7 protein-coding genes are annotated in these 16,162 nt (G+C 46.5%); all 7 read right to left on the minus strand.

What is annotated here, in order from left to right; translation table 11 throughout:
* Positions 1-35 precede the first annotated feature (35 nt).
* Positions 36-1,091 carry a low-specificity L-threonine aldolase gene (ltaE, locus tag ACFYU8_RS17180; protein WP_390301276.1) on the minus strand — a complete coding sequence of 352 codons (1,056 nt, stop codon included), beginning with the start codon at positions 1,089-1,091 and terminating at the stop codon, positions 36-38.
* Positions 1,088-2,344: an ATP-grasp domain-containing protein gene (locus tag ACFYU8_RS17185; RefSeq protein ID WP_390301273.1), complete on the minus strand. Its 1,257-nt coding sequence runs from the start codon at positions 2,342-2,344 to the stop codon at positions 1,088-1,090. Before ACFYU8_RS17185 ends, ltaE begins: the two co-directional genes overlap by 4 nt.
* Positions 2,319-3,371: a PLP-dependent cysteine synthase family protein gene (locus ACFYU8_RS17190; RefSeq protein WP_390301270.1), complete on the minus strand. Its 1,053-nt coding sequence runs from the start codon at positions 3,369-3,371 to the stop codon at positions 2,319-2,321. Before ACFYU8_RS17190 ends, ACFYU8_RS17185 begins: the two co-directional genes overlap by 26 nt.
* Positions 3,361-4,887 carry an argininosuccinate lyase gene (locus ACFYU8_RS17195; protein ID WP_390301267.1) on the minus strand — a complete coding sequence of 509 codons (1,527 nt, stop codon included), beginning with the start codon at positions 4,885-4,887 and terminating at the stop codon, positions 3,361-3,363. Before ACFYU8_RS17195 ends, ACFYU8_RS17190 begins: the two co-directional genes overlap by 11 nt.
* A 72-nt stretch (positions 4,888-4,959) precedes the next feature.
* On the minus strand, positions 4,960-6,231 hold the full coding sequence (locus tag ACFYU8_RS17200; protein ID WP_390301264.1) for an MFS transporter: 1,272 nt from the start codon (positions 6,229-6,231) through the stop codon (positions 4,960-4,962).
* Positions 6,232-6,321: 90 nt separating this feature from the next.
* Positions 6,322-7,221 carry a GHMP family kinase ATP-binding protein gene (locus tag ACFYU8_RS17205; protein WP_390301261.1) on the minus strand — a complete coding sequence of 300 codons (900 nt, stop codon included), beginning with the start codon at positions 7,219-7,221 and terminating at the stop codon, positions 6,322-6,324.
* A 173-nt stretch (positions 7,222-7,394) separates the two neighbouring features.
* Positions 7,395-16,157, minus strand: coding sequence for a non-ribosomal peptide synthetase (locus ACFYU8_RS17210; RefSeq protein ID WP_390301258.1), 8,763 nt, complete (start codon positions 16,155-16,157; stop codon positions 7,395-7,397).
* Positions 16,158-16,162: the final 5 nt, after the last annotated feature.

The raw sequence follows: 16,162 nt of genomic DNA on the forward strand, positions 1-16,162 counted from the left end.
CCCTTCTAATGAAGGGGGGAGCGAACATGCGTACCCTACAGAGTTTGGTCCCGCAGTAGTTCATGTACAATGCTAAGCGCCTTGTCGATATCCGCTGTCTCAATTCCGGAATGAGTCACCGCTCGAATTCTGCCGTGACCGAGCTCTGCTACGTGCAGCCCATGCGCATACGCTGCTTCTATGAAGGTCTGCCAGGTATGGGCTGGGTGTTCAATCTGGAAGAACACAATATTGGTCTCAACATCCTCCACACGAGTCACGATTCCTGGAATCTCCGCCAGACCACGTGCCAAGCGAAGGGCGTTTGCGTGATCGACTGCCAATCGATCCGTCATTTGTTGCAAGGCAACCAGACCTGGAGCTGCAATTATCCCTGCCTGACGCATACCACCACCCAGCATTTTGCGAAGACGATACACTTTCTGAATAAAGTCCTCTGTTCCAACAACAAGGGAACCAATCGGTGCTGACAATCCTTTCGACAGACATATTTGCACGGAATCCGCATAACGTGCAATCTCTGCCGCATCCACGTCAAGAGCAACAGCTGCATTGAACAAGCGTGCACCGTCCATATGAACGGGCACAGCCTTTTCCTTTGCAAATGCGTGAACCTCATCCAAATAAGACAACGGTAGGACACGTCCTCCCATCCTGTTATGCGGGTTCTCCAGGCAGATCAGGGAAGGCAATGCGAATTGTGGATCTTCTGGCTCCAATGGGAATACCCGCTCCATGTCAGCAATGTCCAACCTTCCATCTGGCTGCGTCGGAATCGGTTCGTACATAATGCCACCACACACGGCCGCACCACCCGCTTCATAGATGTAAATGTCGGTCTCATTCCCTACAATTACTTTGGAACCGCGAGGACAATGCACCATTAAGGATGCCAGATTGGCCATCGTTCCACTCGGCATGAGAATGGCCGCCTCTTTACCCAGCTTCCGAGCCGCTTCTTGCTCCAATTGGCGAACCGTAGGATCTTCCCTATACACATCGTCACCGAGGACCGCCTCTTGGATTGCATCCATCATCTCACGTGTCGGCAAAGTAAATGTATCGCTTCTCAATTCTATCAACGGCTTCATACCCCGCTCTCCAATTGCTGACTTACTTGTACTTTCAGGCAGTCATTCACCTGCTGGATCAGCTCAACGGTCTCGCTGTAATGCTTGCCTTCGACGATGACATATCCGAGACGATGCGAGAAATTTTGTGGAGGCTGAACGTTTTGCCCGATTTTCGCCTGAATCGCCACTTCCACAATCCCCGGCAGGTTGCGAACCGTATCCATTCCATGTATCCCGCTAAAGGTTCCCTGACTCTCTGACACGAGAAAATGAATGCCTGCATATTGTTGCTTTTCGACTGTTTGAGACAATTTAGGAGCAAGTCCAGCCGCACACCGAATCTGTTGCAAAAGCAGATCAATCCCCGTGGAGCGGCGAACCAGCTCTGGAATCATTCCACCGGCAAGCCTTGCGTTGACTTCGATGACAACACAACCTGCTGATGTCCACTTCACTTCTGTATGGGCAGCACCGAACTGATAGTTCACCGCCGCTAACGCCCTTTCCACTGTTCGCTCGATCTCCTGCTTCTCTTCTGCCGACAGTGGTGCAGGGAAAATATGCCCCGCTTCCACGAAAAACGGATATCCCGTTAACCGTTTCTGGGTAATACCGATCACAAAGCATTGTCCTTGCCACGAGAACGTCTCCACACTAAATTCAGGACCCTCGACATACTGCTCCAGAAGGACTGTTCGAGCTGTTTCCTGACCGCGCGCATTGTACTTGATTGCAAGGATTTCCCTTGCCATATGCTCCACTTCATCCCAGCTAAAGCACAGACGCACGTTATTCGACCCACTATCGTCAGCGGGCTTCACCACGCAGGGCAGAGAAATGGAAGATCGCGCTTCCTTCAATGCCTCCAGAGAGTCTATTGCCACAAATTCAGGCTGAGACACCTGATGCAGATGAAGCTTCTCCCGAAAAATCGCTTTGTTGCGGCATGCCACAATCGCCTCCAGAGAATTGCCTGTCCGACCGAATTTTCGGGCCAGCTTGGCTACCGATTCGAGGTAATAGTCACTTGTCGACATCATTCCGGCTATCTCTTTGCCCTCCGCAATCACTTGTGCTACACGGTCAGTCAGCTCTGCTTGGGAATTCGTATCGGTCACGACTACGTGACATTCCAACTCATCCAAACCGTGGTAGCGTTCAGGCTTTTCTGTGAAAAATACTGGCTCGAACCCCAATTCACGCGCTTTTTGAATAGCAAGCATACCTGTTCCCGTCGTATTTGCTTCAACGAACAGAAAGTGTTTGTTCATTCGGATACATCCCCATTAATTTAGAATAGGACCAGCTCGTCACAACTGTATTTGGTTCCACACATTGCGGTGTGTCTGGCAGGTTCATTTGCATCAGACCTTTGCTCTCACGGTAGGAGTGGCTATAGATCGTATCGATATAACGATCCCCTCGATCCGGCAATATGGCTACGATATTGCATTCGCTCCCGACTTGGCTTGCTAACCAGTTGGCTACTGCGTACACGGAACCTGAGCTGTTGCCAGCAAAAATATGCTCGTTACGGGCCAACTGCAGCGTAGCCGCAAATGCCTCAGCATCGTTTAACCAATGCACTTCATCGACAACGGAAAAATCTACATTCTTGGCGACCAAACTGTTTCCCAAGCCACCTTGCAGACGCGTAGGCTGATCGGGCTGTCCGAATATCACACTCCCCGTTGCATCAACCGCCACGACACAAAGGTCCTTATGATGACGCTTCAGTTCTCTGGCGGTCCCGGACAAGGAACCTCCACTGCCGACCGCACCAACAAGCACGTCAATTCGTTCGAGGTCCTGCATCAACTCGGATGCCAGCGCAGCATATGCACGCGGATTTTCCGGATTATCGTATTGGCGAGGCCAGAACGCTCCTGGATACTCCCTCATTAATTCTTGGAGTCGTTCCAGTCTGGCACTTTGCCATCCTTGTTTCCCCATCTGCGAAACCACGTGAACATGGCAGCCAAGCGAGGTCAACTTGGCATAGGTAATAGGATCAATTCTCGGATCAGTCACGATGTGTACGTCATGCCCCAACTGGCGCCCAACCAAGGCCAAGCCGCAAGCCAGAGTTCCTGACGAGCTCTCGATAATCGGCATGCCTTCCTGAAGTTCTCCTGACTGTATCGCCGCCAAGACTGATTGCTTAGCCACACGATCCTTCATACCGAACGGATTCATTAACTCAAGCTTTGCAAATACGGAGCCCACTGCCCTTTCATCAAGTCTCAGCTTGACCAGAGGGGTGTTCCCGATTGTATCTGTCAACTGTTCATACCGCATCTACGCTCACGTCCTTCCCTTGCTTGCCAGAAAGAAACCTCTTCATTACCCTCTCCCGCCTTTCTTCGATTGCCTGCAAGTGCCCTTGTCGATCTTGCCACTCCAGTTGAAGCTTCTCTGCATGCTCCCTCTGTGCTGTCAACATTTGCTGTACTTCTTCTGGATTTGTGGAGCCCGTTGATTTCTTGGCGTACAAGCCCCCCTCCACATCGAAGGAAGCAGCGAGGAGTGCAGCCGTATCCGGTACCGGAAAGCCTGCTTCCGCGCAAGCTTCATAGAGTAACCGTGGGTCTCCCGGCTCCGGCGATACACCGTGTTCCAGTGCGCTAACGATGTATCGGCCCGCGATCACCTGGGCTGTGCGATACGGAATGCCGTACTCCAAAGTCAGCAAATTCGCAAGTGTAAATCCGCCAAAAAAGTCCCGTCGGCATATACTGAGTAACTGCTCTTGATTGAATTGCAAATGATCGATAACCGCTTTTAGCAGGCGCAGCAACGTTTTCGTCTGTTGAAATAGCGTCAGCAGATGAGTACCAGCCTCTTTCGATGTCTCCACCAAATTTGTGAAAGCCGTATTTCGTTGCCCAAGGAGCATGTCCATATAAAACGCAGGCAGGTGAGCGCTTTTCCCTCTAATCCGTTCCAAAATCGGATAGTTCTTTTTCTGTGGCATGGCAGAAGATATTCCTGATAGCTCGTCCGGCAATTGGAGGAAGTTCATTTCGCTGCTGCCCCATTGAATCAAATCCGTTACAAACCGCGAGACGAGTACCGAGAAGGTAGACAGCTCACCAGCTATGCGCAAAACCCATTCCCGAGAAGCGACCGCCGACAGCGCATTCGTTCGGGGCTGTCGAAACCCGAGCAGCTTGGACAACCGTTGACGGTTCCACGGCAGTTCTACCCCTGCCATAGCCCCTGCCCCAAGCGGGCACTGATTCATTTCGTCATAGATTTGTATCCATCGATTCATGGCTTGCAAAAATTCACCGTTAATAGAGGAAAGATAGAATCCAGGAGTAATAATTTGTGCGGATTGGTAGTGGGTATATCCTGGCATGGGAACCGAACGATATTGAGTAGCCAGTGTATGCATCGATTGAATAAGCTGTCCCAATTCTCCCGCCGTCTCCAGCCATTGCGCACGACCAAACATCACCTGGGCGCACGCTTGTACATCATTGCGGCTGCGATCCATATGCCAACACGGTACCGGTCTCGGAAGCAAACCTTCGATATAGCGCTCGAGGGCAAAAGAGATATCAGACATGTTCTGTCCAGGGTCAGGAGCTATTGTTTCTGGTGTAGCGCCCTGAAGTGCCTTTGCGATAGAGAAAGCGTCTTGTCGTGTAATCAAGCCCATTCTGACATATTCCAAAAGCATGGCGAATTCAATCTGAATATACCCAGGCAACAAGTGATCGACTTCATATTTGAACTGTGGTTCCAATACTTCATCATGCAAGAGGCGGCTTGGTGTCGAAGCAATTCTGCCCGTTAATTTTACACTCATGCAAAAAATACACCTCGCTTCCGACTGAGTAACGTTACTACCTGGAGTTGAGACAAAAGGTGGGAGAGTGTACTAAAAAGAGATACCCCCTGATTTCTGTTCCGTATATTCGTAGCTTTGTTCTTTCTTCATTCTCAAGTGTGGATTCATCAACATGAGAACCACAATGAGAAGTCCCGCTCCGCCAATAATCCCAAATATCGTAAGTATGGAAACAAGACCAGTAGTCAGACCTACCAGAAAGACAGAGACTGGCATGGCGCACAGAACCATTACACTAATCAAGCTCGATGCTCTTCCCAAGACTTCTTTAGGCACCATCAAGGTGATCAACGTACTCATTTTGATATTGACGAATGCTGAGCCTATTCCATTCACGAATACACATATGACTTGCCAAACAAGTGGAATGCCAAACGCAAACATTCCGATTCCGATACTGAACAAACTAATTCCGCAGCAAATGTAAATAATCGCATCATATCGATTCAAATAATTAATACATAGGGACCCAAGCAAAATCCCGATAAAAAAACTGATCTCGAGCATGGCCAATTCGGTAACATTGGTAACGACCAGTGGCAGCAAGATCGCTTCTGGAGCCGTCAAAAAATTGAGGATGGTAAAATAAATCATGCAGTTTCGCAAAAAGTCATGCTTTGTAATCGCATGGATTCCATCCTTCAAATCCGTCATGATCATCCTTGCTGTAAACTCACTGACAGAAGAAATGACCAGCTCCCTCTCGTTAATCAATAAAATAATCAGTGCACCTAACAAATAGGTGACGACATTCAAAATAAAAGCATATTCCATTCCGAACGCGATCAACCCCGCTGCCAATGCCGGAGCCGCCAAACTAACAATCGTTTGAATCATTTGCGATAAACTTTGGGCTTGCGTCATGTATTGTTCAGGAACCAGTGTCCGTATGGCTACCGTGAGTGCAGGCCTGAAGAAGGCACTAACCGTAGTCAGCAAAACGGCAATGATGATCAGTACAGCAGGATGTAGCATGTTAAACAGGAACAACAGGACGATGCATAAAATGAGCACTGCTCTCAATACATGCGAAACGACCATGATCATCTTTTTATTTCCTCTGTCAACAAAAACGCCAGCAAACAATCCGAAGATGATCAATGGAATGGTCTCTGCTGCCAATAAAACCGACATTAACAAAGGGCTTTCCGTCAAAACCTTCATTAGCCAAATAAGCGCTAATCGATACACTCCATCTCCCATATTCGAGACAAATTGCGAAAAGATTAAATAGCGATAACTTTTCAAGCCAAGCAACGCCCGAAAAGATACCTTTTCATTAACGCTTACTGGCTGTTCCATTTTGATAATCCTCTCCCACTAAGAACAGAATCAATTTTTGGGGAAGATGACTCCCGAGTATGTCAGAAGTCATCTCTTGGATCTGATCTTCTACGTGTGGTAAACATGCACTTCTTTATTCCATTCACTTAAACATCTATACCCCCATTCCAGCTTTTGATAGAAGTCAGGTTCTTCTTTTAACAATAAAATACCTAGGCTGGTCCCACTGTGTGCTACAACGGTACCTAACCCTCCAATTTTCTCGTTGATCTCCATCACTTCCGGCAACAATTTCTTGGGCAGAATTTTTTGATTCAATATCGCACTTCTGGATGACACCGCCCCTATCGTGTGCACATCCCTTTCTCTGATCGCTTTTGTGATTTTTTGTAACAACAAGCTGTACTCCATCTTCTCTTCATCGGTATAAGGCTTTGTTAGCTTATTGAACTCAACGGTATCGATGGTTCCTCCCTCATCAATACTTACTATGCATAATGCCGGCAGTTCCCCAATGTATTCTCGTAATCTGACCTGTTTATGGTAGTAAGAAACGGATCCTTCATACATAACCCCATCTGTCGGCTCAATACTCGACAAGAACCACTCTAGTAATGAAGGCTCAATCTTTATATGGAAACAATCTTCAACTGCTCTGGACGCAGCCACCAAATCTGCTGATGAGCTTGCCAAGCCTTTTCCAACCGGAAGTTCAGAGTTGATCTCTAAAATTCCGCCTGCCGGCAATCCATAGTGCTTAATGATTTTTTCCACTAACCTCCTCGATTTTTGCTTGGAGCGTGGCACGGTGACGATTTCCTGTAAAGTTGGAATCGAATAAAAGGTAGCGTAGGAGGCATTTTTGATAGGCAAAGTCACTAGAAAATCCAAATTATTTTCCTCGAGAATCCCCTGCAGAAGTTCCCCAAAAGTACCGATAGCTACACCGATTCCTACGTCGTTCGTATTTGGAAAACGACTAATGGAACTAGGCTTTATCATGCTCATAGTGGCCCCCCGTTTACACGAATATGATTTGGTGTTGACTCACCGATCTCTGCTACATATCGTTTTAGAAGAGCCGCTGCGATTACTTACCGTCTGATTCATCAGCATGATGGCAGCGGCCCTCGCTTGTTCTTTTACCTGGAGCACAGCTTGACTACAGGGAAACACATGATTTACATAGTGATCGCTACCGCAGGACGATACTGCTTCATGAAGTAATCGAAAAATTCAATTTTATTGAACTGACTTTTATTTGCGCTAATAAATACCCCCAATTGTTTTTCTGGCAGGAACCACATAAATGAGTTAAAGCCAATCACCTCGCCTGCCTTCGCCAAAATATTCTCATGTACGTATTCTGGGTGGAATTTTACCGTGAATCCATACCCTGTATATGTCCCTTTTGGATGAGGTACCGAGTTACTGGAGAACATTTTGCCTACCGAATCCACCTCTAAAATTCTTTCTTTTCCATAAGCGCCTCCACTTAAGAGAGCCAGCATAAATGTTGCGATATCGTTCCCCGTGGAGAGCATGCTGCCGTCTGGTGAGATTGCAGGGCTGAAATCGTACTTTTGCACGGCCTGATTTTCCAGATCATAGCCCATGGCCATTTTCTCCTCTAATTCTGGTTGTAATAGAAAACTGCTGTTTGTCATTTCGAGAGGCGTAAAGAAATGCTCACTAACATAGCGGTCAAAGGGAACTCCCGTAACTCTTTCCACAAGATAACCCGCCAGCATAAAGGCAAAATTCTCATTCCCATATTGTTCGCCAGGTTTGTAAATAACGGTTGGCATATAGCGGTGAACATATTCTCGTAACGTTTGGGAGTCACGCCCGCCAAAATTATAGCTTTGATCATTTCCCGCGTCTGGCTCGTCAAACCCTGTTGTGTAACTAAGTAAATGTTCTACCGTTAGTGGTCCCTCAACCCTTCTCGGAATTTCCATATCGAGGTATTGCTGGACATCCTCGTTCCATCCAATCAGCCCTTGCTCCACAAGCTTCATAATGGCAGCGATTGTTACGAGTTTGGATATCGAACCTACCTTAATTACGGTTTCATCCGCACTCATGGGCACTTTCTCTGATAGATTGGCGTAACCGTAGGCTTTTTTTACTTTTACTTGACCATGTTGGACTACCACCGCAATTGCGCCAGGAAGATCATCCATCGTAGAAGAGTCGAAAAATCCGTCTATCACTGCTTCAAAATCTACCCATTCTCCAGCGATTTCGTGGTCAGGATTGTTGCGCAATTTCATCATGCAGTGTTGGATGACTTCCCTTAGACTATCCTGGAGGCATGCAGTAAGTCGTTCGATGGTTTCCGTTTTATACTGTGCCTCGCTGTAAGCTACCATAAAGTGAAAGCTTCCATTCAACACCACGCACTCAATGTCAATCTTGCATTCCCGGGACTGCTCCAGACTCATTGATTCTCCACCTGAGAATGTGGACAATTGAATGTCGTCATCCTTTTCTTTTCGATCCATATCAAATTGTCCCAAATAATTAAAACTGACCTCAGGATGTACATTCATGGTGGTGTTTGGCGATTTTGCGGACAAATATTTCAATACACCGTAGTGAATTCCTTTATGCGGTATTCGTCGTACATCTTTTTTGATTTTAGGAAGGATAGCTGACGGATTCATTTCGTTCCCGACATCTACCATCACTGGATATTCACTAGTGAACCATCCCACTGTGCGGTTAATGTTCAGATCTGGTAGAATCGACTCCCTACCATGCCCTTCCATATTCAAAACGACGCGATCGATATTTGCCCATTTTTTAAAGCCCATTCCAATAGCAGCCAACAAAAGTTCATCGATTTCCGTCTGATAGGCACGATTGGCTTGTTTTAGCAATTGCTCAGTTTGCTGCTGATCCATCGTGACCGTTTTGGTCCTGGTTGTTTTCCGAAGCGGTTTTTGCTCATCGTAATCCGTTGGCAACGATTGCGTGTCTCTCTCCTCGATTCGATTCCAATATTCACGCTCTTGCTCGAGCCTTTCGCTATTGGCATACTCGTTCAATTGTTGCGCCCATAGCAGGAATGAATCACTTTTTAAAGGCAACCGAATCTCTTCGTTACGGAGGAGCTGCCCATAAGCTGTTTTGAAGTCGTCGATTAAAATGCGCCATGATACTCCATCTACGACTAAATGGTGAACAGCAATAAGCAAGTGATCGCCATCCAAGCATTGAAATAACCCTAGCCTCATTAATGGGCCATCAAAAATGTTAAGCCTCGATTGAATTTCACTGCATTTCAAGTCCATCTCTTGTTCTATCTCAGATCCATTCTTATTTTGATAGTCCCAAATCTCCAGACTATACAAGTCGATAATGTTGACGCCTCGATTATAAGCTTCATAGCCAGTCTTGGTTTGGCGGAAAATCATTCGCAGCGCATCATGGTGCTGTACGAGCTTATTGATAACTTTGCGAACCATCCCCTCGTCAAACGGCTCTTCGCGGTACAACACAAAAGATTGGTTATAGTGATGGAGATGCTGACTATGTTCTTGAATCAACCAATGCTGTATTGGGGTCAACGGTACAACGCCTTCCATATCCTTCTGGTCAATTTTCCTATTCAGCGGTTTCAGTTTTGTACTCAGTTCTGCGATTGTTGGATATTTGAAAAGATCCCGAATTTCCATCTTGTATCCCAAAGCCGCTAATTGCGAGGATACTTGAATGGATTTGATAGAGTCGCCACCAAGTTCAAAGAAATGATCCAAAATACCAATCTTTTTCTCATGTAAAACGTCTTGCCACACTGCTACCAATATCTTCTCCGTTTCCGTTTTAGGCTCCACATACTCCTTTTCACTCTGCAATACGATGTTGATATCCACTAGCGCTTTTCGATCAATCTTTCCATTCGGCGTTACTGGTATTTCATCTAGCTGAGCAAAATGGGATGGAACCATAAATGCCGGTAACGACTTTCGTAATGACTCTTTCAATACGTTCGATTCCACAGCTTTTGCAGCTACATAGAATGCAACCAGCCTTTTTTGACCGGATTCATCTGCTCTAGCGATAACAACCGCGTCGCGAATATCGCCCATTTTTCGTAATTTCGCTTCTATTTCTTCCAATTCGATTCGATTCCCGCGTATTTTTACCTGATTATCCAATCTCCTTAAAAATTCAATATCTCCGCTGGGAAGCCATCGAGCCATATCTCCTGTCTTATACATGTTTTCGCCGATACAAAACGGATTGGGAACGAATTTTTCATTCGTCAAATCTGGTCGTTTGAAATATCCTTTTCCTACTCCCTGGCCTCCGATATACAGTTCTCCTGGGACACCCACAGGCTGCACATGAAAATGGGCGTCAAGAATATACATCTTCACCCCTGGCAATGGCTTGCCAATCGGCAAAAATTTGTAATCTTGCTGTTTATCTCTTTCATAATAGGAGGAATCAATGGTAGCCTCCGTCACTCCATAGCTGTTTAAGATTCTCATTGTGCTTCCGTATCGATCGACTAGCTTGTGAAAGGCATGTAACGGGCATTGATCCGAGCCAAGAATCAATATTTTCATGAAGTCTATGTTGAGCCCATTTTCATAGAGATAGTCCATGAAAGGAATCACCAGAACGGGAGTCGATTCAAACAGATTAATTTCATGCTTATCCATCAAGTGGTAAAGACGCTCCAAATCCACTCTCGAATCTTTTGGGCAAATAACCAGTTTCCCACCGTTTAACAAACATCTAATATAATCGCCAGTAAACACATCAAAAGAAAAACTTGCCCATTGCAAACTCCTGACGGGGAATTCATCCAGCTTGTATTCTTGTTTCCATGCCTGCGCAAGCGAATGAAGCTGTCGGTGTTCAATCATGACTCCCTTTGGTGTTCCCGTAGTGCCTGACGTATAAATCACATAAGCAAGTTGGTCAAACTGAACAGGTAACCCCAGATTCGTGTTGTCCTGATGATAGGACTCATCGTCGTCAAGCATGATCATTTTTTTGTCAGCATTCACTTTACTGCGTACCGACTGATGCAATAGCAAAACCTCTGCTCCCGAATGCTCCAACATGTACCTAATGCGCTCTTCCGGATAATCAGGGTCAATAGGGACGTAGGCTCCACCAGCTTTCACTATCGCCAATACGCCAACGATCATCTCTATAGACCGTTCTGCGATGATACCCACCAATTGATTCGCATGGACGCCCGCAGCTACCAATGTCCGCGCCAGTTGATTCACCCGTTTATTCAGTTCTGAATAAGACAGTTCTTGCTCTTCAAAAACGAGAGCAATTCGATCCGGAGTTCTCTCCGTTTGCTCCTCGAACAGCTCGATGATCGTTTTATGGTCATCCCCATTGGTAAAAAGAACTTCCTTATAGGCAGAGATCATTGCCTGTTTTTCTTCCACTGACAATAATTCGATATGCTTGAAATGAATATCTGGTTGAATGGCTACCTGTTCGATGATGTTGCCCAAATATCTGAGCATCCGTTGGACAGTTTCCGGCTTAAATAAATCCGTACGATATTCGACAGTCAAACCCGCCCCATTTTCTATATCCATGCATACGAGCGATAAATCGAAATTCGTCATGGAATTATAGGATTCAACAGCTGTCATTTCCAAGCCATTGATTTTATTTTCCTCTTCCGTTTTTTCGATATATTGGAACATAAAAGAAAAAATAGGATTGCGGCTAACATCTCTTTCCGGATTAATTTTTTCGACCAATTTATCGAATGGATACTCATGATGCATGTAAGACTCCAGTGCTTGCTGGCGCCAAACGTGTAACGCCTCGATGAAGGTATGCTCCTGATTGACTTCCAGTCTCAAAGGGAGTGTGTTAATAAAAAATCCAATGACCTCTTCAATATCCATGTGGTTCCGGCCAGCCTCCGGAGTACCGATAATGATATCCTGTTGATTGGTCAGCTTGGACAGCCATAAGCCTATCGTTGATAAAATCACCATAAACATGGATGCATCCTGTTGCTGAGCAATCTCTCGCATGCGACTAAACGTTTTTTCCGGAATCCGATAAGATTCCATTGCCGAAAAATACGTTTGTACAGGCTCGCGTTGATAATCTGTCGGCAAGTCCAATACGGGAATCTCTTTTTCGAATGTCTTCAGCCAATACGCTTCTGATTCCCCCAGCTCTCCATGATGGATCGAATCATTTTGCCAGACTGCGTAATCTTTATATTGGATACTCAATTCCGGCAATACGGGCTCCATCCCTTGATGCAAGGATTCGTAGAGTGTGCTGAAATCCTTCATTAAAATACCCCATGACCATTGATCACTGATCATGTGATGCATGTTCATTAACAAAACGTATTTTTCTTCCGCAACCTTACATAACTTCACCCGAAATAATGTATCCCAGTCAAAATCAAAGCTGGTTTCCGTCTCTTTTTGGATAACCAGATCAATCGCTTCTTGCTTCGATGCTTCGGACTCCTTGGAAAGATCGACAAATGCATAGGTGAAGTCATTACTCGGCAGCACCTGTTGAACGGGGCGTCCGTCTCTTAACAGGAATTGTGTTCGCAACACTTCATGTCTTTTCACCAGCACCCCGAATGCCTGATGCAGGATACGCTCCTTCAATGGTCCCGTGATATGGTAGATCGTCGGCATATTATAAGCCGTATTCTCAGGCTCTAGCTGCTGAATAAAAAACAGTCTCCTCTGCGCGTGTGAAACCGGGTAATACACTTGCTCTTTTGCCTTTGGGATCGTTGATTGATCTTGATGCGTACGGAGCTCTCCTGCGGACAGTGCTTCCTCGTGATGAAACAGGGAGGATAACTCCCGAATGGTTCGATGCTCGAATAAGTCCTTGATGGTAACTTCTATGCCCATCTCTCTTTTCATGCGCAAGCGAACCTGAATGGTTTTCATGGAATGCCCGCCAAGCTGGAAAAAGTCATCGTCTATCCCAATGTCCTCTATGTTTAGCACGGTACGCCAGATAGCTGCCAAGCTTCGTTCCAGATCATTGCGCGGAGCGACGAAAGCTTCTGGCTTCTTTTGAATCACGTCTGTCTCTGGCAATGCCTTTTTGTCTACTTTTCCATTGCGATTCAGTGGCATTACATCCAGAATGACGATTCGCTCCGGAACCATATACTCCGGCAAGGTCGTTCTGAGATAGACTTGCAGCTCATGTTCACTCTGCTGTTCATGCATGACCACATAGCAAACCATTCGGTTCTGCCCATTTTCATCTTCCCGTGCAACCGCTACACACTGTCTCACCAGCGTGTGACGTAAAAGGGCATTTTCTATCTCGCCGAGCTCTATGCGATGTCCGCGTACTTTCACCTGAAAATCTGCACGCGTAACAAATACGAGTCTCCCATTTGACAAATAACGTCCCAAATCGCCTGTTTTATACAGCCGTTCTTTTCTATCCTGCAAAAATGGATTTTCTGAAAATGCTAGCTCTGTGCGTTCGGCATCATGGAGATACCCCCGCCCTACGCCAGTTCCCGAGATGTAGATTTCCCCGACACACCCAACCGGAACGGAGCGCATCCATTTGTCCAGCACATAGTGCTTCATATTGGCGATCGAGCTTCCCAACGCCACATAAGGATAATCATCATGCGCATACGAACGATCAATGATTTCATGCATCGTATCATCTGAGCACTCCGTAGCTCCATACGTGTTCACTACAATCACATCGGGATACAGGTCTTGCCACTTTTTGCACAGGGTAACTGGCAATCCCTCTCCGGTAGAGATCATGTATTGCAATTGAGGCAACGCATGTTGTTCCGGCGGGAGAGTCAGTGCAGCATTGTGCAAAGCTTCTATCATCGCCGGTACCATCTGAATCACGGTGACACCGTCTCGATTCAAGGCTTTGAGCAATGCATCTGGATCAGTAGCCGTCTCGTTGTCGTAAATAACAAGCTTTCCCCCTGCCATCAAGGGAGCCAGGAATTGCCACACCGATATATCAAAGCAATGGGAAGCATTTTGCGCTACGATGCTGTCTTCATTCAGTCCAAGGGCATCCATTTTTGCATACAGATGATTCAGCATGCCGCTATGCTCGATCATTGCCCCTTTCGGCATACCAGTGGAGCCTGAGGTAAAAAAGACGTTTGCCAAATCATCATGCGCATTGATGATCTCAGGATTCGTTGTATCCGATGCTTGCAAAGAAGAGATGTCCGGGCTTCCACCGTCCCCCTTGTTTAGGCAAAACACGACCGGCTTGTGCTCCAATCTATCTGCCAAGGTCATGCTGCGCGATTGGAAACGCGCCTCAGTCAGTAAGACCTTGGCTTTGCTGTTATCGAGAATCGTAAGGAGTCGTTGATCGGGATGGGCCGTATCAAGCGGGACATAGGCCCCTCCTGCTTTCAGCACAGCCAAGATGCTAATCAGCATTTCGATGCTTCTCTCTGCAAATAGGCAAGCAAGATCATTTCGGCCAAATCCTTGCCTTCGGAGCCAATGCGCCAATCGGTTCGCATCATCATTCAATTCCTGGTAGGTGATGGATTGCTTCCAATCGATAGCAGCAACAGCGTCAGGATTGCGCTCTACCTGCTCTTCTATGATTTGCTGGGCCCATTGCTCCATACTGCGATTCGACTTTACAAAATTGCCCATCACCTTTGTCATGATCTTTTGTTCTTCATCCGTCACGATGTTCAGATCGGTAATTTTCATGTCTACCTCTGAGCAAATCTGTTCGAGCATATGGATGTAATGTGACTGTAGTCTTTCCAGATCGCTCTTGGAGGACGCATTCTCATGGAACAATTGAATCTTCATGAGCTGCCCGACCGTCACGACTATCTCCACTGATTGGAGACCGCCGCGATAAAGCATCGCAGATTCCTGGTGATCTTCTGCACCGTTCCGTATCGTCAGTGTCGTTCCAAATATAAGATCAGCTTCTCGGACACCTGCGTAGTTACGGACCATATCTAGTGTGGCCATTTCATGTTGCTGCAGTTGTTCCCAGCTTTCCTCGACTTCCTTTACGACATCACGCACTTTTTGATTTGCATGCACTGTCAGGAAGACAGGTAAGCTGTGAGCCAGTGGCCCAATAATGTTCTTCGCCTCTTTCCATGTTTCGGGTCTGCCAGAGACGGTAACGCCAATGACCAGCTTGTCCTCGCCACTGTACATATTCTCCAAGAGGAGCCAAGCAGCCTGAAAGATTGCCTCTATGGATACACGCTGCTCGAATGCCATCCTTTTGATGGACGTGGTTAACACTTCGGAAAGATCAACGTTGCAACTGGTCGGTTGACTTGCTTCCTTCTGTGCCCCTTGTACCGGATAAAACACTGACTCGCTTTCATAGCCTTGGAATTTATCTGTCCAAAAGTTTTTTACTTTGGAGCCATCTTGACTTGACTCCCAAGCAACGTACTCTTTGAATGCGGCTCGCTGGTCAACAGCTGGCTGGGTGCCCCGTAGCCGTTTCAGCCATTCCGCTACAAGAAGCTCACGACTGGCATCGTCCATGCATAATGCATGATGGGTCCAGATGAGGACGGATTGATTGGCGTTCATCTGCAAAATAGATACCCGGATTAATGGCCCCTCCTCATACGGAATGGGCTCCTGATGGGATGTAAGCGTAGAGAGATACACTTGCTCTTGCTGTTCAGGAGATAACTCCCGTACATCGTGCCAGTCAATGGGAATGGGGAGCTCTTTCAATACGACTTGTACATGTTTATTTTTGAGCTGGCGGAAAACCGTTCGCATCACTGGCGTCTGGCTGACTAATTCTTTCCACGTTTCTTGAACGCTTTCCAGTTCGAGACGCTCCTCGATGAGATAGCGCATGGTTGTAATCTTTTTATGGTGTAATAATTGCTTTTGCACCATGGAGAGCTCTATGACTTCCAGTACGTTTTCTTTTGTTAAATGCTTCAAGCCAG

The sequence above is a fragment of the Brevibacillus sp. NPDC003359 genome (genome assembly GCF_042878995.1).
Lineage (GTDB): Bacteria > Bacillota > Bacilli > Brevibacillales > Brevibacillaceae > Brevibacillus.

Bases quoted from the DNA above. Each gene is read 5' to 3' on its own strand.
- ACFYU8_RS17185 (WP_390301273.1), bottom strand. From the start codon at position 2,344: ATGAACAAACACTTTCTGTTCGTTGAAGCAAATACGACGGGAACAGGT.
- ACFYU8_RS17205 (WP_390301261.1), bottom strand. From the start codon at position 7,221: ATGAGCATGATAAAGCCTAGTTCCATTAGTCGTTTTCCAAATACGAAC.
- ltaE (WP_390301276.1), bottom strand. From the start codon at position 1,091: ATGAAGCCGTTGATAGAATTGAGAAGCGATACATTTACTTTGCCGACA.
- ACFYU8_RS17195 (WP_390301267.1), bottom strand. From the start codon at position 4,887: ATGAGTGTAAAATTAACGGGCAGAATTGCTTCGACACCAAGCCGCCTC.
- ACFYU8_RS17190 (WP_390301270.1), bottom strand. From the start codon at position 3,371: ATGCGGTATGAACAGTTGACAGATACAATCGGGAACACCCCTCTGGTC.
- ACFYU8_RS17200 (WP_390301264.1), bottom strand. From the start codon at position 6,231: ATGGAACAGCCAGTAAGCGTTAATGAAAAGGTATCTTTTCGGGCGTTG.